The organism is Rummeliibacillus sp. SL167 (assembly GCF_007896505.1).
Lineage (GTDB): Bacteria > Bacillota > Bacilli > Bacillales_A > Planococcaceae > Rummeliibacillus > Rummeliibacillus suwonensis.
The window spans coordinates 323,514-347,922 of record NZ_VCBM01000003.1; the positions used below are offsets into that span (position 1 = coordinate 323,514).

Below are 24,409 nucleotides of genomic sequence, written 5' to 3' on the forward strand. Positions count from 1 at the left end.
GATATTTCATTCTTTACACATACTACATAAAAAAATAAGTAGGAGATTCTATGAACTCATCCATTTGGCTACAAAATAAATTACTGAAATCAAAACCAGCTCTCGAAGACTCCATACAGACTGATGTTTGTATTATTGGCGGTGGACTTAGCGGCATTATGACCGCCTATCATTTATCTAAAGCTGGAAAATCTGTGACATTACTTGAAGGTAACTCTTTTCTAAGCGGGGCAACAGGTCATTCTACGGGAAAATTGACTGCACAGCATGGATTGATCTACCAAACAATCATTGAAAAATTTGGATTGGATGCGGCTTTACTTTACTATGAACTAAACCAAAAGGCTATTTCCTCTGCTTTAGATTTAGTAGACTCCTCTATCATTCAAACCAAAACCTCGTTTTTATATACATTAGAAGAAAATAATAGAAAGAAGATTGAAGATGAATGGGATGCTTATAAGCTGTTAAATATACCTGGAACGTTTGGCGAAAAGTGTGAAATTCCTTACTCGCCTAAAGCTTCTGTTGCCATGTTAGATCAAGCACAGATCCATCCTGTTCAATTTGGTCAAAGTATAATGGATATGGCGATTAAAAATGGCGCTAATTTTTTTGAACATTCTCGAGCAACACATATTAATCTATCCAAACCTTATGTTGAATTAGAAAATAAGCACACGGTTTATTGTAATGATTTAATCATTTGTTCTCATTATCCTTTGGAAGCTATGGTCGGTTTGCAGTTAGTCAAACTCCGAGTAAATCGTTCCTATATAATTGCTTTCAAATGTTCTGAGCCTCTTGCAGGGCAATATTTATCAATTGATCAAACGAACCGCTCTATCCGTACCGCTAAAATAGAGGGTGATTACTATACCCTGCTTGCTGGTTCTTCACAAAGAGCTGGCTCTTCTTCGAATACGAATATATTTTACGAAGCCATTGAAAAAGAAGCTTATGAAAAGTTTGCCGCTAGTGATATCTCGCATAAATGGTCTGCTCAAGATCCAGAAACACCAGATTTACTCCCCTATGTCGGACAAATCAGCGCAGGCTATCCGAATATTTGGCTTGCTACAGGCTTTAGAAAGTGGGGGATATCCAATTCTCTTGTTGCCGGACAAATCATTAGTGATGGATTATTAGGTCGTTCTAATGCTGGCATCAAACTCTATTCGCCACAACATACGAAGTTTGGTGATGCATTCTTACAAGCCTTGAAAATAGGTGGGCAAACGGTGGTCGATTTAGTTGGTGGATACGTGACAAGAAGTTCAAATCCAAGATGTACACATTTAGGCTGTAAAACAAGATGGAATAAAGCAGATGAAACATGGGATTGCTCTTGCCATGGGTCAAGATTTGCAAAAGATGGCTCTGTGCTAGAAGGACCTGCTGTAAAACCATTAGATCTCAAAAAATCGACTTAGTGTTTAAGCAGAAAATTTTTCGAGGCAAATACCATAGAAAAATATCTGTTGATACAAAGGTCGACCCTAAAAAAACAAAAGAGTACAATTCAGTATAGTACACTCAAAAGTTAGATCCAAAATCGAACTTTTGAGTACCCATTACAAATGGAGGCTGAATTGAACTCTTTTTATTTTTGAAAAATTATTTTAAAGCGTCTGTTAGTGTTGGTACGATTTGTTTTTTACGTGATACAACGCCTTTCAAAACCACACGATTGTTTTCTAAAGTGGCACCGAATGCTGGAGCACATTTTTCTGCTACTTTCCCCACTGGCACTGCTACTGAATCATTATTTAAAATATCCGTCACAACGAAGAAGAATAAATCTAAACCTTTTTCCTCCACTTCCTTATGAAGTAAAGTTTCAAGTTCTGCTTGACGATCAAGAACATCATTTACATCTACAGCATTAACTTGTGCAATGACGACTTTGTTGTCTCCCATAGAGAATTCTTTTGCATCAAGTGATAATAAGTCTTCTAATGATTTATCACTTAAATCAGCTCCCGCTTTTAACATAGCAAGACCATATTCTTCTGCATTGACGCCAGCTTTTTCAGCAAGTTCTTTTGCAGCTTTTACATCTTGATCTGTGCAAGTTGGAGATTTGAATAATAATGTATCAGAAATGATAGCTGAAAGCATTAATCCAGCATAGTTTGCAGGAATCTCAACATCATTTTCTTTGAAAATTTTGTTCAAGATCGTTGCTGTACAGCCAACAGGTTCTGCGCGGTAGTATAGTGGGTCCGATGTTTCAAAGTTCGCAATACGGTGATGATCGATGACTTCTGTAATTTGTACTTCTGTGATATCATCTGCAGATTGTTGACGTTCGTTATGGTCAACTAAGATCACTTTAGATGCTTCAGAAGCTACTTTTTCCACTAAGCGTGGCGCTTCAAATCCGAATTTTTCTAAAGCATAAGCTGTTTCATTGTTTGGCTCACCTAAGCGAACGGCTTCAGCTTCCACTCCGATTTGTTGTTTTAAGTATGCATATACTAATGCTGATGTGATTGTATCGGTATCAGGGTTTTTATGTCCGAATACAAGGATTTTACTCATGCCAATTCCTCCTAAAAATTATCTACGAATTCCGATTATATTTTATCATATATAGTAATGAAAAAGAATGAAAGTTCCTTCTATCAATTGAAGTAAGATATGACTCTCATTCATGCGAAGTAAATATATTTTCCCTCAAATCCATTTTTATGAAAAAGAAGTGTCATTCATTTTCAACCTATGTTAATATTTTTATATATTATTTATCAAAATAAAGAAGGGTTCACATGGACAAAAATATCGAAAAGAAATACATACCATTGGCCGCTTATTTTGAAGCAGCCACCAAAGATAAAATTACACTAACCTTTTCCGAAATAGAAACTATTATAGGTCAGCCACTTCCAAATGCTTCTTACTTAAATGTAAGTTGGTGGAAGAAAACAAAGCCGCCACTAAAACATTTTACCGCCTGGACTACGTTTGGCTATAGTGTAACAGAGATAAAATTAGGTTATTATGTAACTTTTGAAAAACCAACAACAAATTCAACATCATCAACACTTAACCAAGATTCTAACGACCATCCCACATATATAATCCGGTCAATTGAATTGGATGACGCACGTGATGTCATTGGATTATATCAACAATTGTTTGCAGAAACAGACTACATGTTATATGGACAAAATGAAAATAATGTTTCTGTTCAAAGTTTTCGAAAACTTATTTCTAAATGGAAAGTCGAAAACTCTGGCACCATGCTAATAGCCATTATTAATGGGGAAATTGGTGGTGCTATTGCCATAATGGGTAGCACTATACCACGTAAAAAGCATTGTATTTCGATCAAAATGGGCGTGCTAGAGAAATTTACTAACTATGGCATAGGTACTGCACTGATGACTGAAGCTGAAAATTGGGCACGTACAAGAAACATAACACGATTAGAATTGTCTGTTATGAAATCAAATCAAAAAGCGATTTCGTTATATCAAAAATTTGGTTTTGTCATTGAAGGAGAAAGAAAAAAATCGATCAAAATCGGTTCAAACTATATGGATGAATTCTATATGGCAAAAGTTTTTGACTAACTAGCTTATATAGAAAATGATCATGCAATTACATCATTTGCATGATCATTTTTTATACAATGGTTGATTGGATATCAATGCTGATTCCAACCTTTACAAATCATTTTTCTCCACCAAAAGACTGTTCATTCAGTACCATTCAGCAGCCATCTGAACTGCACCTTACAAATATTCACTAATTAGACGAACGATAATATTTCCATACAATTTTAGTCGCCGTGCAGTTAGTCTTCGGATACCGCTTTTTGTTGTGATCGTGATACGTTGTTCATCAAGCGCGTATATTCAAATGCACATAATACCGTCCTTGTTAAAATTTCTACTCCTGTAATTAATCGCTCTCTATTAAATGTCATATTTGGATGATGCAGTCCTGGAGTTAAGTGACAACCTACTCCTAGCATTGTTGTTTTAATATTAGGACGTTGTTTCGCGTAAAAATGGAAATCCTCCCCACCTGGTGTAAACAAAGGCGGACGTACTTTTTCATGACCAACTGATTGAATAATTGCATGCTCTAGAATTTCTTTTGCCTCTTCAGCAACTTGTGCAGCTGCTATATCGACCAAAACCTTTAAAACAATGCGAGCATCGTATAATGTACTGATCGCATTCGTAATCCGGTGAATATCTTGTACTAATTTTTCCATACCATCGTTCGTTTGAGCTCTCACATCCAGATTTATAAAAGCTTTTCCAGGGATAATATTGCCCGACTCTCCGCCCGCATGAAATTTAGTTACTTTGACGGAATAAGGGATCATCGTATCAATATGAATTGATTTTAATGCCTCAACCAAGCTACTGCCGATCTCAATCGCATTTTTCCCTAAATGTGGTCTGGCTGCATGTGCTTCTACACCGTAGATTTCTGCTGCGATCATCATGGATGCACCATGATGTAATGCTGGGGAATACGTTCCATCTTCCAACTCTTGAAAAGGTCTTAAATGTACGCCAAATAAATAATCCATATCGTCCACCAATCCTCTTTCAACGAAAGAAAGAGCGCCTTGCCCCTTTTCTTCAGCTGGTTGAAACAATACACGTAATGTACCATTAAATTGTGGATTGAGCTTTTTCATAAGCAAAAGTACCCCAATAATCATCGTCATATGCCCATCATGCCCGCAAGAATGATTCGCACGCATTTCTCCATCCACTTCTTGCCATAAGGCATCCATATCTGTACGTAAGCCAATAACAGGCTTCCCCTGCCCAATTTCTACATATAATCCAGTGCTATTCGAAAAAGTATGCACTTTATACCCTTCTTGCTCTAAGAGATGAATGATATATGCTGTTGTATGATATTCTCGCCAAGCAATCTCTGGGTTTTCATGTAAATAATCGAATATCTCTCTAAGCCTCGGCTCTATATCCTTTAATTTTGTTTTCATCCATAATCCCATCCTTTAACCTTTTATAGAACTGCAAAAATGGGCAAAGTTCTATATAATTAGATTATTATTATTCTTTATCGAAAGTGGGTGACAATATGCAAGAAATTACTGAAGAAATTTTAAAATTCCGTGATGATCGAGGCTGGAAGGGCAATCACGATATAAAAAACTTAGCGATTTCCATTTCTCTTGAAGCAAATGAGTTACTTGAATGTTTTCAATGGACAACGGCTGATGAATCCATTGCAAATGATAAGCAAGCGATTATTGAAGAGATGGCAGACGTCTTAATATATCTTATTCAAATGGCGGATTGCATGAACGTTGATTTAGAAAAAGCTGTGAAAGATAAGCTTATAAAAAATGCGATTAAATATCCACTGCCTGAAAAATTAACAAAATAACAAAGGAAATGTCCAATTACTATATTTGGGCATTTTCCTTGTCTGTTTCATCGTTTGAAAACTCATATATAGAATTCAGCAATTTATCTATTTATTATTTGCTAAATTATTTAAACGCTTGCGCTGCGTGGACAGCTTTTTGCCATCCTGCATATAGCTTTTTACGTTTCTCTTCAGTCATTGCGGAATTAAATTGTTTTTCCAAATGCCATTGTTTTGCAATGGTATCTGTATTTTTCCAAAAACCTACTGCAAGACCTGCAAGATAAGCTGCTCCTAATGCTGTTGTTTCGTTGATAGATGGACGTTCTACAGGAACACCGAGCAAGTCAGACTGAAATTGCATTAAGAAATTATTTGCTACGGCCCCACCGTCTACCCGCAACGTTTTTAAAGAAATGCCTGAATCCGCTTCCATTGCGTCTAACACATCTTTTGTTTGATAGGCTAGGGATTCTAAAGTTGCACGGATAAAATGTTCCTTCTGCGTACCACGCGTTAAGCCAAATATTGCACCTCGTACATCACTATCCCAATAGGGTGTACCTAATCCAACAAACGCAGGGACTACATACACGCCCTCTGTAGAATCTACTTTTTTTGCATAATGTTCGCTTTCTTCAGCCGTACGAAACATACGCAAACCATCGCGTAGCCATTGAATGGCTGAACCCGCTACGAAGATACTACCTTCAAGTGCATAACTTACTTTGCCATCGACTCCCCAAGCAATGGTCGTCAATAAACCTTTTTCGGATTTAACGGCTTTTTCCCCTGTGTTCATCAGCATGAAACACCCTGTACCGTAAGTATTTTTCACCATTCCTTTTTCAAAACATGCTTGACCAAACAATGCCGCTTGTTGATCACCTGCAACACCGGCAATGGGTATCTCTTGACCGAAGAACTGAATAGCATCTGTTTTACCATAAATCTCCGATGAAGGACGGACTGTTGGAAGCATTGAAAGTGGAATATCAAGAATTTTAAGTAATTCTTCATCCCATCTTAACTCATGAATATTGTACATTAATGTACGTGAAGCGTTTGTATAATCAGTAACATGTACTCGACCACTTGTTAACTTCCATATTAGCCAAGTATCAATTGTACCGAATAGAAGATCACCCTTGTCAGCTTTTTCACGAGCTCCCTCTACATTATCCAAAATCCATTTCACTTTCGTTCCAGAAAAGTAAGCATCGATTAGTAGTCCTGTTTTTTCTTTGACTAAAGCATCATATCCTTTTGCCTTTAGCTCCTCACAAATCCTTGCAGTTTGACGTGATTGCCACACGATTGCATTGTATATCGGTACGCCTGTGTGTTTGTCCCATACAACTGTTGTTTCTCGTTGATTTGTAATACCTATACCCACTACTTGGTCAGCGCTTACATTTTTTTCGGAAAGCACACTGGCAATAACGGACAATATAGAAGCCCAGATTTCTTCTGCATTGTGTTCTACCCAACCTGACTGTGGAAAGTATTGTGGAAACTCTTGTTGCGCTGTATGAAAAATACTGCCAGATTGATCAAATAAAATGGCACGAGAACTAGTTGTGCCTTGATCTAAAGCCATAATGTAGTTTGCTTTCATCATATTCTGCCCCCGATTTTTGTGATTTCATTCCACCAAGAAAAGCTGCCATTATTTATGACTACTATATCATAGAGACAGTGCTCTAAGAAAAAATCCCTAATACTTCTAATAGAATAAAACATGGATTTCTTCACGATCACGCTCAATACTTATCCTGATTTTTCCTAATTCCTAATCAACATAACTGATAGCCTACATTTCATTTATTAATGTAGTTATATACATAACTGTATCTTGTAACTATTAAAAAATCCACATCTAAAGGACTGCTATTAGCAGACTCTTTAAATATGGATTTCTCAATGGAACTACAGAATATGAATTTGATTATTATTTAGGTCAGTAAAGTGAATGGTACTCTTCCTACTTTTAGGACAACATCCAAATATTTTAACTGATCATCAGCAGTTCAGCAAGTCCTATGAAGGAGTTAAAATCTAAGTCTCCCTTTATACATTAGAACTTTGCTCTTTTAAGGTTTGTTTGCGTTCAATCCTCTTTACTAATAAGATACTGATTTCATATAAAAGGATCATTGGAATAAGCACGATTATTTGACTGAAAAAATCTGGAGAAGGCGTAATGAGCGCAGAAATGACAGCCATAATAACATATGCCCATTTTCTAATTTTCTTGATCGTAGTAGAAGTTAAAACACCTATTGTCGATAAAAACATGGCAATTATGGGCAATTCAAACATTAAACCAACGGGAATAGTTGTCATAATAAGATAACTCATATATTGACTAGCCGAAATCATCACATTAAAGTTTGCCTCTCCTATACCAATAAGAAAATCATAACTTAATGGGTTTAGAACAAAATATCCAAACGCCACACCAATCAAAAATAGGAGAAGCATAACAGGAGAATACAATCCTAAGAATCCTTTTTCATTTTCTTTAAGCCCTGGTTTAATAAATGTCCATATAAAATGCATTAAAAATGGCAATGAAAGACCTAAGGCTAGTGTCGTAGAGATAGACATATAGAATTTAACCACTTCAAATGGGCCTAGAATGACTAATTCATGTCCCCTTGTCACGTATGGAAGCCATTTGTTCACTGTTGAAAATACAATGATGAAAAAAACAACAAAAACGGCAACGCCTTTGATTAGTTGTTTTCTTAGATCAGCTAAATGTTCTACAAAAGCTTCACTTGCATCTGTTAAAGGGTTATCCTCGTCTAACTCTTCTTCCCTCTCATCAACATTTTCAAGATCAGTAGAGCCAATTTTTGAGATCTCCTCTTTATGAGAAGCCTCATCCAAAGTCTCTTTCTCTGTCTCTTCTACATCATTTTCGCTCATTTTATCCAAAGGGCTAAGTACTTTTTTTGCATTTTCTTCATATGGATCCATACGAACACCCTCTAGTTAAATTTCTTTTTTATCATCCGTTAATTTTTCTTTTTTTGATTCATTTTCGTCTTCCATTAAACCTTTTGTAGACTTTTTGAATTCTGTAAAAGTTTTACCTATAGCAGATCCGATCTCAGGTAATTTTTTGGGACCAAAAACGATTAAAACGATAATCAAAATAACGATTAATCCAGGGACACCAATTGAACTTAAACCCATATCTCATTCCTCCTTTAACAGCGATTAGCTTAATAGCAGATGCTATTAAACTAATGAACCGCCTTTTTTAGAGTATTTAATAATCCCTTCCGTACAACGGAATGCTAGAGCACCTACTGTATCAGTTGGATTATAACCGGAGTTGTTTGCAAATGCACCCGCACCTACAGCAAATAGATTTTCACAATCCCAGTGTTGTAAGTAGTTATTTACTACACCTTCTTCTGGTGTTTTACTCATGACTGTACCACCAGTATTGTGAGTTGATTGATATGGTACGATATTGTAATTTGTCAGTTCAGCACGTACCTCTACTTTTTTTGCACCCATTTCTTTTAGAACTTCTCCACATTTAGCAGAAATGAATTTGTGCAATTTTTTGTCTTGATCAGTGAAATCATAGTTTACTTGCAATAATGGGACACCATAAGCATCTTTATATTTCGGATCTAATGTCAAGAAGTTTTCCTTATAAGGAATAGAAGCACCTTGACCGCCAACACTTAACGAACGTGTGTAGTTCATAATAGAATCTTTTTTCCATTCTGCTCCCCATAATGGTGTATCAGAATGTGTTGGGTTATTTCCAATTGGTCGATTACCCAATTGGGTCAATGCGATATTAGCACCATGGATGAAACCAAGCTTCGAGTGATCAAAGTTATCGCCATTGAAATCATCAAAACAATTACCAAGTGCGCCTGCACCCATAAATGTATTAAATTGTTCATCGAAGAACCCTGTTGCCCCCGGCATAATTTGATAACAATAGTTTCTTCCAAGTGTGCCTTTACCTGTTTCAGGGTTATACATAGTGCCAATGTTGGATACCATTAATAATTTAGCGTTGTTCATCATGTATGATGTTAATACCACAATATCTGCTGGTTGAATATATTCTTCACCAGTGACGGTATCGATATATTTGACCCCAGTTGCTTTATCACCTTTTGTTAAAACTTTTACAACATTGGAATTAAAGCGAATTTCGTATTTGCCCGATTTCAATGCTGTTGGAATAACAGCTACTTCGGGAGTCGCTTTTGCTCCATATTCACAACCAAAACGTTCACAGAAGCCACAGTATTGGCACGCATTGATGGTTTGACCATAAGGATTTTTATATGGTGCAGACAAGTTTGCTGAAGGTATCATATATGGATGATAACCCAATTTTTTAGAAGCTGTTTCGAATTTTTTCAGTAAAGGTGTCTTCTTCATCGGTTTGTTTGGATAGTTGTCCGAACGTTTAGGACCTAGTGGGTTTTCTTCACCACTGATACCAGCTGTTTTCTCAAATTTATCAAAATATGGTTCCACTTCATCATAAGTTAGACCCCAGTCAAGGATTTGATAATCTTTGTCCAAAAAGTTTTTACCATATTTTTTTTCGGTCATTGTCTTTAATTCAAAGTCATATGGCAAGAAACGGTATGTTTGTCCATTCCAGTGAGTACCAGCACCACCAAGTCCTTCACCAAGTAAGAACGAACCCAATTGGCGCATTGGTAGAGCCTGCTGTTTACGATTATTACGGAAAGTAACTGTTTCTTTCGATAAATCTTGCATTAACTCATAGCGAATTGCATAACGGTACTCATCATGTACATTGGCAAAATTTGCTGTACCACGATCTTTACCTCTTTCAAGTCCTACAACTTTTAGGCCGGCTTTCGTACATTCGGCAGCAACGATCCCGCCTGTCCAACCAACACCGACAGTTACAACATCAACTTTTGGCATAGTTTTAACCATTGTTATTCCCCCCTAAATTAGTGCATACCTAGTGATCTAGGTTCAATTTTTTGGAATCCTTCTTTTTCAATTACGTTTATATATGACATTTGGTGACCAGGGAAGCCTTTCATTCTCCAGCCTTCCATATTTCTATTCCCACCATATAAGGGATCAGAATAGGCGCCCTCAATTGTAGCTGAGCGAAGCAAAGAGAAGAAGAAACCTGCAGTGACACCTTTCATCTTAACTTCATCTTTTTGTAAAGCTGTTAGAATGACATCACGTTCTTTATCTGTAATATCTGTAAAGCTTTTTTTGTAACGTTTTTGAGCTTCAGATTCTAATGTTTGAACACCTTGTGTAAAAATTTCTGCACGGGTTAAACGGGATTGATAGCCTTGTGTAGGTTCACCTTTACCAAATGGTCCTTGCATATATTCTTTTGAATTACTACCATATTGACCTGCTAATTGACGATCGATAAAGTAAGGCACTCCTAATTCCATTGCACCTGGGCCTAAATCATCTTTTGGAAAAATACGTTCAGTAGCTGCAGCTAATATATTAAAGTCTTTATCTGTTGTGAAGAACATTTTACCTTCACTAGTTTCAGCTGTTTTGTTTGTATTTGTATTTGAAGATTTTGTTGGTGCAGTAGTCTTTTTGGAATTAAAACCAATTAATCCACCGATTAATCCTCCACCAATTAACGTTCCCGTAGCAATACCAGTTGTTTTCAGGAAGTCACGTCTTGAAATATCTTTGTTACTCATAATAGTACCCTCCTTCTAAATAATAGAAATCATTTTTCTACTCCAATTGAATAAAAAATACTTATTCTCAATTCTTAGTATTTCCCGTTGAAACATTATTCTAGTCTCATCATTACATAAAAGTTCTAAAAAACTTCACATTTATCTATTCTAGTAATGTAGATTTATAAGGACAATAAGTCATAGTAATCATAAAAATTAATATATGATACATAATTTTATTTTGTTTCAATAAATGTAAAAAAATAGAGCAAACAATTATTGCTTGTCAGCTCTATTTCTACCTATTATTTTACATATTATCATATTATTTGACCTTAAAGGTTATAATATCTAAATATTCACACTTTACTAAATTAAATGCTTATTTCCCATCACTATATCATAAAAACTTTTATGGGATGACTAACCGATATAAATGAGAATAAATTGAGAATTATTCCTTGTAATTTGTGTATGAACGAGCATTTTTCATTTTTTTACAAACTATACTATAAATGCGCTATCATAATACAAATTACGGTCAATCATCTACATCGGCTTACTTTTTCTGCATCATTCTAAAATGGTTTGTTTGGTTTCCTTACCTAAGAATAAAATGGCTAAAATACCTACTAAAATGGAGCCACAAAAGATTGTGAAGATCCAGCCTATTGTATATCCCTGTGCCATTAACATGCCCACTAATAATGGACCAAAAATCCCTCCAAGTCGGCCAACTGCAGCTGCCATCCCTACACCAGTGCCTCGGATGACTGTAGGATATTGTTCAGGCGTATATGCATAGAGAGCTCCCCATGCCCCTAAATTGAAAAATGATAACAACATACCAGATACGATCAAAATCCATGTCGCATCTGCAACTCCAAAGACAAGCGCACTAAGTGCTGTGCCTAATAAATAGGTAGCTAATACAAATTTGCGACCTATTTTTTCAATCAACCAAGCTGCCGTAAAATACCCAGGTAACTGAGCTAATGTCATGATTAATACATATTCAAAACTTTTGATCAAACTAAATCCTTTTAAAACCATAACACTTGGCAACCATAAGAACATACCATAATAGGAAAATACGACAGTAAACCATACAATCCAAAGCATCAACGTAGGCTTTACATATGACTTTGACCAAACACTTTTTAAATTTTGCCAAATACCTCTTGAAGAGTTTTTCTTTGCAGTAAATTGTGGCGAATCTGGTAGATGTAAACGTAAATAGACAGCATAAAGGGCAGGAATAGCTGTTAAAATTAATGCCACTCGCCAGCCAAATTGTGGAATCACAAAATAAGAAATAAGCGCTGCCACCAACCATCCTACAGCCCAAAAACTTTCTAACAATACGACAATCCTACCTCTTTCATTTGGAGCTACACTTTCTGAAACTAATGTAGAAGCAACCGGTAGCTCTCCTCCTAGTCCCATTCCAATAAAAAACCGCAATATCATAAAAATGGTCAATGAAGTCGCCAGTGCAGATAGACCACTTGCGATTGAGAAAATAACTAATGTCCAGATAAAAACTGATTTACGACCAATCCGGTCTGCAAAAACGCCAAATACAAAAGCACCGATAGCCATGCCAATAGAGTTGATACTACCAATCCACCCCATTTGCCCAGAAGTCAAATTCCATTCTTTTGCCAACGTTGCAATAATAAATGATAAAATACCAACATCTAAGGCATCGAATAACCAGCCAACGCCGGCTACTCCTAATAATTTATTTCTTGAAATCGGTTGTGCATTAACCGCTTGTTTCATTGTTGTACGCGCCCCCCAGTGTCTTTACACATGTAAACTATATTGTTAATATCACTATACACAGAAATATATTTTGTGACAAGATGTCAAATCAATTCGAATAGTTTTGAAAATTTGTATATAATACTATTGAAAACAGAGCCCATAATGCGTTAAAATGTCTTTTATAGAAAAACACTTGTATTTTTAGAATGAACACCAAAATTTTATTACTAAGGAGAATGTTACATATGTGGAAAGGCCTTTTAGATCACTATAAAGAATTCTTACCTATAACTGATAAAACACCTACTTTAACATTACATGAAGGTAATACACCATTAATTCATTTAGATACATTATCCAAAGAACTTGGAATAGATTTACATGTAAAATTTGAAGGGCTAAACCCAACTGGTTCTTTCAAAGATCGCGGCATGGTAATGGCCGTAGCTAAAGCAATTGAAGACGGCAGTAAATGCGTGATCTGTGCTTCAACTGGTAATACTTCTGCTGCTGCCGCTGCATACGCTGCTAGAGCTGGCATTCAGGCAATCATCGTTATCCCAAAAGGAAAAGTAGCTGCTGGAAAACTAGCTCAAGCTTATATGTACGGTGCCAAAATCATTGAAATCGACGGCAACTTTGATGAAGCATTACAAGTTGTTCGTGATATTAGCGAAACAACTGCTGTCACTTTAGTAAACTCTGTAAATCCATACCGTTTAGAAGGTCAAAAAACAGCTGCTTTTGAAGTTTGCGATCAGTTAGGAGATGCACCAGACATCCTTGCAATTCCAGTCGGAAATGCTGGTAATATCAGTGCCTACTGGAAAGGCTTCAAAGAATATCATGAGAAAAAAAGAACAAAATTGCCACAAATGTTCGGATTTGAAGCGGAAGGTGCTGCTGCGATTGTCAAAGGTGCTCCAATTGCTCATCCTGAAACGATCGCAACTGCTATCCGTATCGGAAATCCAGCAAGTTGGAAACTGGCAGAAGCTGCTCGTGACGAATCAAAGGGTAAAATTGGTTCTGTAACAGATGAAGAAATCTTAAATGCTTATCGCCAAATTGCCGCAAAAGAAGGTGTCTTCGCTGAACCAGGCTCTGCTGCTTCAGTTGCTGGCGTACTACAATCAGTTGCAAATGGCTCTATCCCTAAGGGCAGCCGTGTAGTTGCCGTATTAACTGGTAACGGATTAAAAGATCCTGATACGGCTGTTAAAGCTTCTAATGTGGACATGGTATCATTACCAAATGATGAAGAAGAAATTCGCAAGTACATTGAGGAATTAATATGAGTAAGAAATGGACCATAACTGTTCCAGGTAGTACGGCTAACCTTGGACCCGGGTTTGACTCCATCGGTTTAGCTTTAGGTTTATATCTCTATTTAGATGTCACAATTAGCGATCACTGGGAATTTGAACATCACTCTATCTATCTTCCAGCAAAGTTTACTGTAGAAGACCATTTGATCTACAAAGTTGCGACTGAAACTGCAGAACGTTATAACGTAAGTTTGCCACCTTGTAAAGTGATTATGCATAGCGAATTACCTTTAGCACGCGGACTTGGCAGTAGTGCTTCTGCCATCGTAGCGGGAATTGAGATTACAAACCAAATATGTAATTTAAATCTATCGATCGATGAGCGTTGCCGCTTAGCCTCTAAAATTGAAGGTCATCCTGATAATGCAGCTGCCTCTGTATGTGGCGGGCTTACAATTGGTGCTACATTACCTAATGGGCAACTAGAACTTATTCATGTACAAGATGTTGACGCCGCATTTGCAGTTTTCATCCCAAATGTTGAGTTAAAAACGGCAGAAGCTCGAAAAGTATTGCCTGCAAGTTATGACAAAGCATATGCGGTACATGCAAGTGCAAATGCTAATATGCTAACAGCGGCATTATTGCTAAAAGATTATAAACGCGCTGGAGAATTTATGGAGCATGACCTATTCCACGAGCCATTTCGCGCCAATTTGATCCCAAACTATCACGAGATCCGTCAAATAGCAAAGGACGCGGGGGCTTATGGTACTGCTATTAGTGGTGCAGGTCCAACTGTCATCTCACTGATGAGCAAAGAACAAGTCGAAAGCTTTGTCGCAAAGATGAAACCATTATTTCCAAGCTATGATATTAAAGCTGTACACGTGGATACAAAGGGTGTACAAGTTACCGTTTCAGAACTTGCCAAATAAGATTAACTCATAAGAAGTCGAGAACACTAATAATAGGTTCTCGGCTTTCTTTTTTAGGCTTTATATTTAATGTCAATAAATAGGAATAATTATGCCTATAACCAAAACAAAAGGCTACAGTTTCTCCTATCTTGTCCTAATCGGAAGAAAGATTGACTGTATAGAGTGAAGCTTCACCTAATAAGCGTTTTCTTTATCTCGGGTATTAGTAAACTTTTGCAGGCAGTGGCTTCTTACTCTTTTATCCTCTATAAGTTCTAGCATCTTGCAGTAAAGTTCATACTCCCCATTACGGAATAAAATAATTGACATTTAACACAGTTGTAACTATGATAGTTACAACGGGTGGTGAGACCAATGGTAAACAGCCGGTTCTCTGTAGCTATTCATATACTTTCGTTAATTGCTTCAACAAAAAATAATTCACATGCATTGACTTCGGATTTTATCGCTAGTAGTGTGAATACAAATCCAGTCGTTATAAGAAGAATCAGCAGCCAATTGAAAAAAGCAGGTTTGATCGTATCACATGCTGGTCTATCTGGCTATGAACTCGCATTATCCCCAAAGGATATTACATTATTAGATATTTATCGTGCGGTGCAAGCTCCTGAAGATTTGTTTGCGATTCACGACAATCCAAATCCAAATTGTGCAGTGGGTAAACAAATTCAGTCAACATTAGATGATGTATTCAGCTCCGTTCAACAAGCAATGGAAAGTAAATTACAAGAAGAGACCTTACAGGGCATTTTAGATCATCTCTTTTCATAAGGGACGATCTATTTTCTCACCTAACCTGTAACCAAATTTGTTACATTAAATCAATAGTCATTTTATTAGGAGGAATTCAATATGAAAATTGGAATTATCGGTGCAACTGGAAAAGCAGGTCATAAAATTTTAACAGAAGCCGTATCACGTGGTCATGAAGTAACCGCAATCGTCCGCAACGCAGCAAAATTAACAGACAAATCTGTAGCGGTATTAGAAAAAGATGTATTTGACTTAACAACAGCAGATATTAAAGGATTTGACGTGGTAGTCAATGCATTTGGTACACCAATAGGCAAAGAAACTTTACATGTAGAAGTGGGTCGTCATCTAATCGAGATCTTTAAAGATGCAAAAGAAACTAAATTATTTATAGTTGGTGGTGCAGGCAGTCTATTCGTAAATCCAGAAAAAACAGTCCGTGTCATCGAAACACCAGATTTCCCCGAAATATTCAAAGCAACTGCTTCAAATCAAGCACAAAATTTATTAGATTTACAAGCATCTTCTATCACATGGACATTCTTAAGCCCATCAGCATTCTTTGACCCAGAAGGTCCTCGTACTGGCAAATATATAGCTGGTCAAGATCATCTACTTGTCAATGAACAAGGAGAAAGCTATGTATCTTACGCTGACTTCGCCATTGCAGTATTAGATGAAATCGAAAACCCTAAACATATAAATGAACGCTTCACTGTTGCATCAAACAAATAAAACCAAAGTATCAAATAAACAGTTCTCTTATCAGTGTGATGCTGCATTTTCGAGGAGTCGCCGTCCTCCGCTCCACAATTATCAAAATTAGCATTATTAAATGTTCGTATTTTTCAAAAAAATAATTGATGAAATTGATTCAAATAACTCAAAAAGTAGAAGACACAATTGGTACTCAATCCATATTTGTGTCTTTTGCTTTTGTAAGCTTTGCCTTGGAAGAAATTTATGAGATAGCTCTATCCTATGCCAATAAAACTAAACTAATAGCCATTACAATCATCCCTAAAACAACACCATAGATAGATGAATGTGCTTCATCATATTTGCGTGCAGCTGGTAACAACTCATCCAATGAAATAAAAACCATAATTCCTGCAACCCCAGCAAAAATCATACCGAACATCACATCATTTAAAAAAGGCATTAATAGTAAATAAGCAACAAACGCACCAACAGGCTCTGCCAAACCTGATAAAAATGATAGTTTAAATGCTTTCTTACGATCCCCTGTCGCATAGAAAATCGGTACAGATACAGCAATCCCCTCCGGAATATTATGTATAGCTACCGCAATCGAAATAGCCAAACCTAAATGGGGATCATTTAAAGCTGAAACAAATGTTGCGATTCCTTCTGGAAAATTATGAATTCCTATTGCCAATGCTGTGAAAATCCCCATCTTCATAAGCTTTGAATAATCCTCATTTGAAGGCTTTTTTTGTAAATCCTCTACCATTTTCACTTCATGTGGATTTTCTCGCTTTGGAATCAATTTATCAATCAATGTGATCAGCAACATCCCGCTAAAAAATCCTATCACTGTATATAAATAGCCTTGCTTCTCCCCTAATTCACTGACAAGTGCTATTTTAGCCTTTACGAAGATTTCTACAAGTGACACATAAATCATCACGCCAGCTGAGAACCCAAGCGAAAAAGATAAAAACTTTGTGTTCGTTCTAGAAGTAAAAAAAGCGATCAAACTTCCAACACCTGTCGCTAATCCAGCGAACAAGGTTAACCCCAAAGCATATAAAACATTTCCATCCATCCGCATCCCTCTTTCTATTCCTACTGACATAATAATATCTAGACCTTAAAGTACAATCTGCACAGCCACTCCACACCTTGGAACAAGCACTTAAAATTTAGACCTATTTTCTAAACATCTTAAACTAACAGTCAGTCGATCCACAGCTACCCCCAATGTAAGCTAAAGGAATGAAATATTTTGTTTATTGTATGCAAATTCTTTCCTCCGCGCAACTTTATTTTGTAAAAAAGATTGTCCTAAAAATAGAAATCTAAGAGTAAACCTATTGTTTTATTTTTACTATAGAAGAATGGCTCTACACCAAAATATGCTTATTCATTTCGCCAAGCACATGGCTTTGACAAAGACCCATAAGAATAAATATTTGTTTGCAAGCTTTTTTCTAACAAAGCAAATGGGTCATCAGCTATTTTTTGAATCAATATAATATAGCAGTAATCTCATAACTTATTAGAATGAAATAATAAATTGTATTTATTCGTGAAATAAACTTATAATAAAGTTTAATTAGAAAAAATGACAACCAAGCATATTTCTTGCCATTTTATATGGAGTGAAATTGAACAATGAATGATTATATTCAAAAAGGAACGATGGATTTTCGTAAAGCGAACTTAGCATTGTTTGCTGGTGCTTTTAGTACATTTGCGAATTTATATATGACTCAACCTGTGTTACCGACACTTTCAAAAGTTTTTCGTATCTCACCTGCTACTGCAAGTCTTTCTTTATCATTAACAACTGTTGCTTTAGCCATTAGTATGTTAATCGTTGGATCACTTTCAGAAGCATGGGGACGGAAACCCATTATGACCTTTTCAATGATTGCTGTTGCTATTTTAACTTTACTTATTGCTTTTGCCCCCAATTACCATATGTTACTTGTATTACGGATCATTCAAGGTGTTGTTTTCGCAGGACTTCCTGCTATTGCGATGGCTTATCTAGGAGAAGAGATCGAACCAGCTAGTTTAGGTGCTGCAATGGGGCTTTATATTAGCGGAAACTCAATTGGCGGTCTTGCTGGGCGTATTATTATGGGGACGATTAGTGATATTTTTAGTTGGCGCATAGGCATGATAACGATTGGTGTCATCAGTTTACTGGTCGCTATAGCATTTTATTTCTTATTACCTGCCTCCAAACACTTTAAACCCGAAAAATTGGCATTTAAGCCTTTAGTCCAATCATTAGTGATGCATTTAAAAGATCCCGCATTACTGAGTCTATTTGGTGTTGGCTTCTTACTAATGGGATCATTTGTCACTATGTATAATTATATTGGCTTCCAATTACTAGATCCTCCCTATTCTTTAAGTCAAACGATTGTCGGTTGGATTTTCTTAATATACTTAGTCGGCACCTTTAGTTCTGCATGGATGGGAGGATTAGCCGATAATCACGGACGTTATAAAATATTATTAAGTGGGATTGGTTTAATGTTTGGTGGTGCTGCTCTTTCATTAGTCGGTCATCTTATTCTTAAAATTCTAGGCATTGCTATCTTTACCTTTGGATTTTTCGGTAGTCATGCAATTGCAAGTGGTTGGGTAGGAAGACAGGCTACACATGATAAGGCACAGGCATCTTCACTTTACTTATTTTTCTATTACGTAGGATCGAGCATTGGCGGTACAAGTGGTGGTATTTTTTGGTCCAAATTTGGCTGGGGCGGTGTTATTAGCATCATTTTAATATTTTTAATAGTAGCGACTGTTTTAACCTATATGATCAATCAAATTACATCGAGAAACTCAGCAGCACAAGGATAAGCAAGTTGAAGTTTGTCCATTGGTCAAAACCTTCAAGTTGAAAATTTTAGCTTTTTGTCTACTTACCAAGTGTTCTGTTAAACACAGGAGTTATATGAACATAACAAATTGCCTCTTACCGTTTCTGTTTGAACTCTCTGAAAAGTCAACTTAATATGGTAAAGTGAAGCTTCCATCAGTGAGGGTTTTCTTCATCCCCCACTGGTGGTTAGCTAAACCAATCGGACTTTTTACAGGAAGCTTCCCTTTCCACTTATCCTTCTATCCTATACTGAATACTCGAGATATGGGAGATTTACTGCCTGCTCATGTTAGTTGAACCAATCGAGCGCAGTTGTTCTCCCACTTAACTTCTTTACTTTCGCTGAATTTTTGGTGGGAGTATTACTGCACGTTCATGCGGGATAAAAGAAAAGATAGATGCATAGTAATCTTTCAGCATCTTTCTGTTTGCATTCTCACCATAAAATTTTTCTTTACATAGGTGTAAATACGAATGGATTGCTAACCTTATTCTGATAATTGTAGGTAATCCTTCTTTTATGCTTTTTTCGCATGGTGTTTGATAATTCTCTTTCTGCGTTCATACCAAATAACTATCAGAATAAAAAATGTATAACCCATCGCCCACCCAGCAATAACATCTGATGCAAAATGTCGACTTCCTGCGATTCGAGATAGACCTATTAAAATGGTCATAATGACTGCACATGACCAAACTGTTACTTTTCTTTTTATAGATGCTTCAAACTCTGTTATAAAATAAGCGATTGTAAAAATATAGAGAATGCCCATCATCGCATGCCCTGATGGGAAACTAAAACTAGCTAATTGATGTGGAATGATTGGGCGCGGCCTATGTACCCATTCCTTGATTAACCGATTAAACACATTCCCTCCAGCTACTGTTATAAGTGCAAACATCATGCCACGATAATTATGATAATAGATCCACAGCCAAAGTAATAATAGCAAGGTCACAATCATTATAAATTCGTTTTCTCCAAAGTAATGGAAAAATTCAAGGAAGTTGTTACCTTTCAATAGATTTGAAGCGTTTATATCTAGGCTAGTAACCCAATTACTATTTAGATTTGCCAACATAACAAAAAAGATCGCGAACGTTAAAATAGCTAAAGGATAGAAAAATTTCTTCACTCTATTTTCCTCCTTTTATATACACTTCCAACATATTATATTCATATGTAATACTATACCTACTTATTATGCTATATAAAAGTGATTGAAATATCGCATAACAAAAAGTGATTGAAATATCGCATAACAAAAAGTGATTGAAATATCGCATAACAAAAAGTGACTTAAAAGTATTACACCTTTTAAGTCACTTTTTCTATATTCTAAAAGCCTAACTACTATAATGCAGATTCTACTTCTTTCGCCATTTCAGCCAGAGATTGTAACCCACCGCCAGATAAGTACCAAACTTCTGGGTTAAGGTAGATAATTTTGCCGTCTTTATAAGCTGTTGTTTTCTTAACAATATCATTTTTTTCAATATCTTTTTTCGCAGAAGCACCCTCAGCAACAACTGCGTCACGATCTACGACAAAGATAATGTCAGGATTTTTCTCTAATACATATTCATAAGATACATTTTGTCCATGAATAGAAACTTCAATTCCTTCATCAGCTGCTTTGAAGCCAAATACATCATGGATTAATCCGAAGCGTGATGCCGGACCATAAGCACTAATTTTACCTTCAGAACCTAAAATAATAAGAGATTTTTTATCTAAATCTTTTGTTTCACCTTGTACTTTTGCGATGGTATTGTCGATTTTTGCCAATTCAGCTTTAACTTGATCTTCTTTACCAAAGATTTGACCAGCTAATTCTGTATTCTTTTTAAATGACTCCATGTAGTTAGCAGTGTCTAAACCTACATATACAGTTGGAGCAATTTTACTAAATTCTTTATAAAGACTTGCTTGACGACCAGAGATGAAAATAACATCTGGAGCAATTGTAGCTAGTTTTTCGAAATCTGGTTCTTTTAGAGAACCAACATTTTCGTAATCAGAACCTTCATATTTTTTTAAGTAAGATGGAATCGAATCTTGAGGAACACCTGCAATATCAATCCCTAATGTATCAAGTGTATCTAAGAATCCCATATCAAAAGATACTACTTTTTTTGGATTTTTAGGTACTTTTACTTCGTCTTTCACAGAATCTGAAGAGCCATCCTCATTTTGAATACCAAAGTCGTTTGTTATTGTTATTGTATCTTTCTTTGAACCTGAATTTGAATCTTCTTTGCTTGAATCTTTGGATCCACATGCTCCTAACACAAGAAGTAACGCAAAAACCAATGTTAACAATGACCACTTTTTCATTTTCTCTTCTCCTTTATTATGAATTAAAATATACACAAATACGACAGCTATTCATCTCTTGAATAGGAATATCCATATCATATATTTCCTTTAATGATTCTGAGTTAATAATGTCATCTGTTGGTCCATCCCTAATAACCTTTCCATCCTTTAAAGCCACAATATAATCTGAATAGACAGATGCAAAGTTAATATCATGTAAGACAATAACAACTGTTTTGTCTAATTCATCCACAAGCTTACGTAAAATTTTCATAATCTGTACAGAATGTTTCATATCCAAATTATTTAAAGGCTCATCCAACAAAATATATTCAGTATCTTGTGCAATGACCATGGCTATAAAAGCTCGTTGTCGTTGACCACCTGATAACTCATCTAAATAATCATGTTGAATATCTTCTAAGTTCATATATTGGATTGCTTCATCTACTTTCTTGTGATCTTCCGTATTTAGATGTCCATGTGAATACGGAAACCTCCCGAAAGAAACAAGCTCACGAATCGTTAAACGTACATTCATAAAGTTCGATTGTTTTAATATTGAAACTCGTTTTGCAAAATCATTTGATTTTACTTTTTTCACATCCGTACCATCAAGTAATACTTCCCCAGTATCTGCATCCAATAATCGACTTACCATTGATAGTAATGTCGATTTACCAGCCCCATTCGGACCGATAAATGACGTGATTTTTCCACGTTTTATATCCACACTTACCTTATCGACAACTCTCTTTTTACCGAAGTTTTTGGATATTTCTTTTACTTGGATCATGCAGATCGACTCTCCCTTAATAATAAGTAAATAAAGTAAATACCACCGATGAAATTGATGATGACACTTAAAGTTGTTGAGAATGTAAATACACGTTCGACAATCCATTGCCCACCGATTAAAGCTACTAAGCTTAATAGAGCTGCTCCCGTGATTAACACGGAATGCTTATAAGTATTAAAAAATTGATAGGAAAGGTTTGCAACAATTAATCCAAAGAATGTGATTGGACCAACTAATGCTGTTGAAACAGCAATCAATACAGCAGTTATAATAAGCATACGTTTTACAACCTTATCATATGGGACACCTAAATTAATGGCATTATCACGTCCAAGGGATAAAACGTCTAAATCATTGACCATTCTCAATCCAATAATCATAACAATGATGACGATTACTAATGCAAACCACACTAAATCACCATTCACATTATTAAAACTCGCAAACATCTTATCTTGCACTCGAGTAAACTCATTCGGATCGATTAATACTTGCAAGAAGGTTGTAATGCTTCCAAAAAATGTCCCTACAATAATTCCTACTAAAAGTAAGAAGTAAATCGGACGTCCGCCGGAGCGGAATAAAAACTGGTAAAGTAGTAAGGCAAAACCAACCATAGCGATAACAGATATAAAGAAGTTAACTTGTGTATTCATCACTGCCATATGGCTAGAGCCGAGGAAAAAGATAATCACGGTTTGTAGCAATAAGTACAATGAGTCTAATCCCATAATACTTGGGGTTAGAATACGATTATGTGTGATTGTTTGGAATATAACAGTTGAATACGCAATTGAAACCCCTGTCAGTGCCATAGCAATCAATTTGATCATACGTCGTGGCAATATGTAATCATAATTACCATTCAATCCTTGAAACAAATACAATCCACAAAAAATCGTAGACAAACCTGCTAATATTAAAATCTTTATACTATTACGCATATGCTTTCCCCCTAAACAACAAGAATAGGAAGACTGCACTACCAATAACGCCAACCATTAAACTAATTGATATCTCATATGGATATATGAGCAATCGTCCTAAGATATCGCAAACCAAAAGGAAGATCGCACCGAGTAATGCAGTATGGGGTAAAGTCTTTTGTAAATGATCCCCCTTAAAAATGGAAACAATATTCGGGATAATCAACCCTAAAAATGGAATCATTCCTACAGTTAATACAACAGTAGTTGTTATTAACGCTACAAGGATTAACCCCAAATTAACGATACGTTTATATGCTAGGCCCAAATTTTTCGCAAAGTCTTCCCCCATTCCTGCAACAGTGAAACGATTTGCATATATATATGCAATGATTAATACTGGAACACTTATATAAAGTAATTCATAGCGTCCTTTCATAATCATTGAAAAATCACCTTGCAACCAAGCCGAAATATTCTGAATAACATTTGTCTTATACGCGAAGAAAGTAGTAATTGAAGACAAGATATTTCCGAACATTAACCCAACAAGCGGAATGAAAATTGCATCTTTAAATTTAATACGGTCCAAAATTTGCATAAATAATAGTGTACCAGCTAAAGCAAATACAAAGGAAACAGTCATTTTCTCTAACATCGATGCATTTGCAAATAACAACATCGATACAAGAATCCCTAAGCGAGTAGCATCTAATGTTCCTGCTGTTGTTGGTGAAACAAACTTATTACTGCTTAAACTTTGCATGATTAAACCAGCAATACTCATTCCAACCCCCGCCAATATAATAGCTATTAACCTTGGTACACGGCTAATAAGGAAAATTTGTGTTTTGTCCGAATGTATGTCTAGCAAATCCTTTGGCGAAATACTACTTACCCCAACAAAAAGAGATAAGATTGATAAAACAATTAATGCAATAAACAAATATCGTTTCTTCATAACAACCCCGACTTTTTCCATT

Annotated in this window: 22 protein-coding genes; 8 read left to right on the forward strand and 14 right to left on the reverse strand. The window is 36.1% G+C overall.

Going from position 1 to position 24,409, the window contains the following annotated elements:
• The first annotated feature begins 50 nt into the window (after window positions 1-50).
• The gene (locus tag FEZ13_RS20200) at window positions 51-1,433 is read left to right on the forward strand and encodes an FAD-dependent oxidoreductase (RefSeq protein WP_146553339.1); all 1,383 of its coding nucleotides are present in this window, start codon (window positions 51-53) and stop codon (window positions 1,431-1,433) included.
• A gap of 184 nt (window positions 1,434-1,617) precedes the next feature.
• Here the strand turns inward: FEZ13_RS20200 and FEZ13_RS14995 are convergent, their stop codons facing one another.
• A complete protein-coding gene (locus FEZ13_RS14995; protein WP_146553340.1) occupies window positions 1,618-2,544 on the reverse strand; it encodes a manganese-dependent inorganic pyrophosphatase in 927 nt (308 codons plus the stop codon).
• Between the two features lie 227 nt (window positions 2,545-2,771).
• On the opposite strand from FEZ13_RS14995, the gene FEZ13_RS15000 reads away from it, so the two are divergent.
• Complete coding sequence (locus FEZ13_RS15000; protein ID WP_146553341.1) at window positions 2,772-3,578, forward strand: GNAT family N-acetyltransferase; 807 nt, start codon at window positions 2,772-2,774, stop codon at window positions 3,576-3,578.
• A 224-nt stretch (window positions 3,579-3,802) separates the two neighbouring features.
• On the opposite strand, the gene FEZ13_RS15005 is transcribed toward FEZ13_RS15000, so the two are convergent.
• Window positions 3,803-4,978, reverse strand: coding sequence for a M20 peptidase aminoacylase family protein (locus tag FEZ13_RS15005; protein ID WP_146553342.1), 1,176 nt, complete (start codon window positions 4,976-4,978; stop codon window positions 3,803-3,805).
• A gap of 98 nt (window positions 4,979-5,076) precedes the next feature.
• Between FEZ13_RS15005 and FEZ13_RS15010 the strand changes: the two genes are divergently transcribed.
• Window positions 5,077-5,385, forward strand: coding sequence for a nucleotide pyrophosphohydrolase (locus FEZ13_RS15010; protein WP_146547863.1), 309 nt, complete (start codon window positions 5,077-5,079; stop codon window positions 5,383-5,385).
• 106 nt (window positions 5,386-5,491) lie between these two features.
• Here the strand turns inward: FEZ13_RS15010 and glpK are convergent, their stop codons facing one another.
• From glpK to FEZ13_RS15040, 6 genes are all read right to left on the reverse strand, one after another.
• Window positions 5,492-6,988 (reverse strand): glycerol kinase GlpK, encoded by a 1,497-nt coding sequence (gene glpK / locus FEZ13_RS15015; RefSeq protein ID WP_146553343.1) that lies wholly within the window; start codon window positions 6,986-6,988, stop codon window positions 5,492-5,494.
• 449 nt (window positions 6,989-7,437) lie between these two features.
• Window positions 7,438-8,352 carry a twin-arginine translocase subunit TatC gene (gene tatC / locus FEZ13_RS15020; protein ID WP_146553344.1) on the reverse strand — a complete coding sequence of 305 codons (915 nt, stop codon included), beginning with the start codon at window positions 8,350-8,352 and terminating at the stop codon, window positions 7,438-7,440.
• Between the two features lie 15 nt (window positions 8,353-8,367).
• On the reverse strand, window positions 8,368-8,571 hold the full coding sequence (gene tatA, locus FEZ13_RS15025; RefSeq protein ID WP_146553345.1) for a twin-arginine translocase TatA/TatE family subunit: 204 nt from the start codon (window positions 8,569-8,571) through the stop codon (window positions 8,368-8,370).
• A 45-nt stretch (window positions 8,572-8,616) separates the two neighbouring features.
• Window positions 8,617-10,326 carry a GMC family oxidoreductase gene (locus FEZ13_RS15030; RefSeq protein WP_146553346.1) on the reverse strand — a complete coding sequence of 570 codons (1,710 nt, stop codon included), beginning with the start codon at window positions 10,324-10,326 and terminating at the stop codon, window positions 8,617-8,619.
• A 17-nt stretch (window positions 10,327-10,343) separates the two neighbouring features.
• Entirely contained in the window at window positions 10,344-11,081 is a 738-nt protein-coding gene (locus tag FEZ13_RS15035; protein WP_146553347.1) for a gluconate 2-dehydrogenase subunit 3 family protein, read from the reverse strand.
• A 555-nt stretch (window positions 11,082-11,636) separates the two neighbouring features.
• Window positions 11,637-12,848: an MFS transporter gene (locus tag FEZ13_RS15040; RefSeq protein WP_146553348.1), complete on the reverse strand. Its 1,212-nt coding sequence runs from the start codon at window positions 12,846-12,848 to the stop codon at window positions 11,637-11,639.
• A gap of 230 nt (window positions 12,849-13,078) precedes the next feature.
• Between FEZ13_RS15040 and thrC the strand changes: the two genes are divergently transcribed.
• The 4 genes from thrC to FEZ13_RS15060 all read left to right on the forward strand — a co-directional run bounded on the left by thrC (window position 13,079) and on the right by FEZ13_RS15060 (window position 16,530).
• The gene (gene thrC, locus FEZ13_RS15045) at window positions 13,079-14,131 is read left to right on the forward strand and encodes a threonine synthase (protein WP_146553349.1); all 1,053 of its coding nucleotides are present in this window, start codon (window positions 13,079-13,081) and stop codon (window positions 14,129-14,131) included.
• Complete coding sequence (thrB, locus tag FEZ13_RS15050; RefSeq protein WP_146553350.1) at window positions 14,128-15,039, forward strand: homoserine kinase; 912 nt, start codon at window positions 14,128-14,130, stop codon at window positions 15,037-15,039. The genes thrC and thrB overlap by 4 nt, the downstream gene beginning before the upstream one ends.
• A gap of 357 nt (window positions 15,040-15,396) precedes the next feature.
• The gene (locus FEZ13_RS15055) at window positions 15,397-15,813 is read left to right on the forward strand and encodes an Rrf2 family transcriptional regulator (RefSeq protein WP_146553351.1); all 417 of its coding nucleotides are present in this window, start codon (window positions 15,397-15,399) and stop codon (window positions 15,811-15,813) included.
• Window positions 15,814-15,894: 81 nt separating this feature from the next.
• Window positions 15,895-16,530, forward strand: a complete 636-nt coding sequence (locus FEZ13_RS15060; protein ID WP_146553352.1) for an NAD(P)-dependent oxidoreductase — start codon at window positions 15,895-15,897, stop codon at window positions 16,528-16,530.
• Between the two features lie 244 nt (window positions 16,531-16,774).
• Here FEZ13_RS15060 and zupT read toward each other — a convergent pair whose 3' ends face one another.
• Window positions 16,775-17,584, reverse strand: a complete 810-nt coding sequence (zupT, locus tag FEZ13_RS15065; protein WP_146553353.1) for a zinc transporter ZupT — start codon at window positions 17,582-17,584, stop codon at window positions 16,775-16,777.
• A 569-nt stretch (window positions 17,585-18,153) separates the two neighbouring features.
• Between zupT and FEZ13_RS15070 the strand changes: the two genes are divergently transcribed.
• The gene (locus FEZ13_RS15070) at window positions 18,154-19,359 is read left to right on the forward strand and encodes an MFS transporter (protein WP_146553354.1); all 1,206 of its coding nucleotides are present in this window, start codon (window positions 18,154-18,156) and stop codon (window positions 19,357-19,359) included.
• Window positions 19,360-19,899: 540 nt separating this feature from the next.
• On the opposite strand, the gene FEZ13_RS15075 is transcribed toward FEZ13_RS15070, so the two are convergent.
• From FEZ13_RS15075 to FEZ13_RS15095, 5 genes are all read right to left on the reverse strand, one after another.
• Window positions 19,900-20,517 (reverse strand): phosphatase PAP2 family protein, encoded by a 618-nt coding sequence (locus FEZ13_RS15075; RefSeq protein ID WP_146553355.1) that lies wholly within the window; start codon window positions 20,515-20,517, stop codon window positions 19,900-19,902.
• Between the two features lie 218 nt (window positions 20,518-20,735).
• The gene (locus FEZ13_RS15080) at window positions 20,736-21,719 is read right to left on the reverse strand and encodes a siderophore ABC transporter substrate-binding protein (protein ID WP_146553356.1); all 984 of its coding nucleotides are present in this window, start codon (window positions 21,717-21,719) and stop codon (window positions 20,736-20,738) included.
• Between the two features lie 16 nt (window positions 21,720-21,735).
• Complete coding sequence (locus FEZ13_RS15085) at window positions 21,736-22,497, reverse strand: iron ABC transporter ATP-binding protein (RefSeq protein WP_146553357.1); 762 nt, start codon at window positions 22,495-22,497, stop codon at window positions 21,736-21,738.
• Window positions 22,494-23,444: an iron chelate uptake ABC transporter family permease subunit gene (locus FEZ13_RS15090; protein WP_146553358.1), complete on the reverse strand. Its 951-nt coding sequence runs from the start codon at window positions 23,442-23,444 to the stop codon at window positions 22,494-22,496. Before FEZ13_RS15090 ends, FEZ13_RS15085 begins: the two co-directional genes overlap by 4 nt.
• Window positions 23,437-24,387 (reverse strand): ABC transporter permease, encoded by a 951-nt coding sequence (locus tag FEZ13_RS15095; RefSeq protein WP_146553359.1) that lies wholly within the window; start codon window positions 24,385-24,387, stop codon window positions 23,437-23,439. The genes FEZ13_RS15090 and FEZ13_RS15095 overlap by 8 nt, the downstream gene beginning before the upstream one ends.
• Window positions 24,388-24,409 lie beyond the last annotated feature (22 nt).

Excerpts from the sequence above, each read along its gene's own strand:
- FEZ13_RS20200 (WP_146553339.1), top strand. The coding sequence starts at position 51 with ATGAACTCATCCATTTGGCTACAAAATAAATTACTGAAATCAAAACCA.
- FEZ13_RS14995 (WP_146553340.1), bottom strand. The coding sequence starts at position 2,544 with ATGAGTAAAATCCTTGTATTCGGACATAAAAACCCTGATACCGATACA.
- FEZ13_RS15000 (WP_146553341.1), top strand. The coding sequence starts at position 2,772 with ATGGACAAAAATATCGAAAAGAAATACATACCATTGGCCGCTTATTTT.
- FEZ13_RS15005 (WP_146553342.1), bottom strand. The coding sequence starts at position 4,978 with ATGAAAACAAAATTAAAGGATATAGAGCCGAGGCTTAGAGAGATATTC.
- FEZ13_RS15010 (WP_146547863.1), top strand. The coding sequence starts at position 5,077 with ATGCAAGAAATTACTGAAGAAATTTTAAAATTCCGTGATGATCGAGGC.
- glpK (WP_146553343.1), bottom strand. The coding sequence starts at position 6,988 with ATGATGAAAGCAAACTACATTATGGCTTTAGATCAAGGCACAACTAGT.
- tatC (WP_146553344.1), bottom strand. The coding sequence starts at position 8,352 with ATGGATCCATATGAAGAAAATGCAAAAAAAGTACTTAGCCCTTTGGAT.
- tatA (WP_146553345.1), bottom strand. The coding sequence starts at position 8,571 with ATGGGTTTAAGTTCAATTGGTGTCCCTGGATTAATCGTTATTTTGATT.
- FEZ13_RS15030 (WP_146553346.1), bottom strand. The coding sequence starts at position 10,326 with ATGGTTAAAACTATGCCAAAAGTTGATGTTGTAACTGTCGGTGTTGGT.
- FEZ13_RS15035 (WP_146553347.1), bottom strand. The coding sequence starts at position 11,081 with ATGAGTAACAAAGATATTTCAAGACGTGACTTCCTGAAAACAACTGGT.
- FEZ13_RS15040 (WP_146553348.1), bottom strand. The coding sequence starts at position 12,848 with ATGAAACAAGCGGTTAATGCACAACCGATTTCAAGAAATAAATTATTA.
- thrC (WP_146553349.1), top strand. The coding sequence starts at position 13,079 with ATGTGGAAAGGCCTTTTAGATCACTATAAAGAATTCTTACCTATAACT.
- thrB (WP_146553350.1), top strand. The coding sequence starts at position 14,128 with ATGAGTAAGAAATGGACCATAACTGTTCCAGGTAGTACGGCTAACCTT.
- FEZ13_RS15055 (WP_146553351.1), top strand. The coding sequence starts at position 15,397 with ATGGTAAACAGCCGGTTCTCTGTAGCTATTCATATACTTTCGTTAATT.
- FEZ13_RS15060 (WP_146553352.1), top strand. The coding sequence starts at position 15,895 with ATGAAAATTGGAATTATCGGTGCAACTGGAAAAGCAGGTCATAAAATT.
- zupT (WP_146553353.1), bottom strand. The coding sequence starts at position 17,584 with ATGGATGGAAATGTTTTATATGCTTTGGGGTTAACCTTGTTCGCTGGA.
- FEZ13_RS15070 (WP_146553354.1), top strand. The coding sequence starts at position 18,154 with ATGAATGATTATATTCAAAAAGGAACGATGGATTTTCGTAAAGCGAAC.
- FEZ13_RS15080 (WP_146553356.1), bottom strand. The coding sequence starts at position 21,719 with ATGAAAAAGTGGTCATTGTTAACATTGGTTTTTGCGTTACTTCTTGTG.
- FEZ13_RS15085 (WP_146553357.1), bottom strand. The coding sequence starts at position 22,497 with ATGATCCAAGTAAAAGAAATATCCAAAAACTTCGGTAAAAAGAGAGTT.
- FEZ13_RS15090 (WP_146553358.1), bottom strand. The coding sequence starts at position 23,444 with ATGCGTAATAGTATAAAGATTTTAATATTAGCAGGTTTGTCTACGATT.
- FEZ13_RS15095 (WP_146553359.1), bottom strand. The coding sequence starts at position 24,387 with ATGAAGAAACGATATTTGTTTATTGCATTAATTGTTTTATCAATCTTA.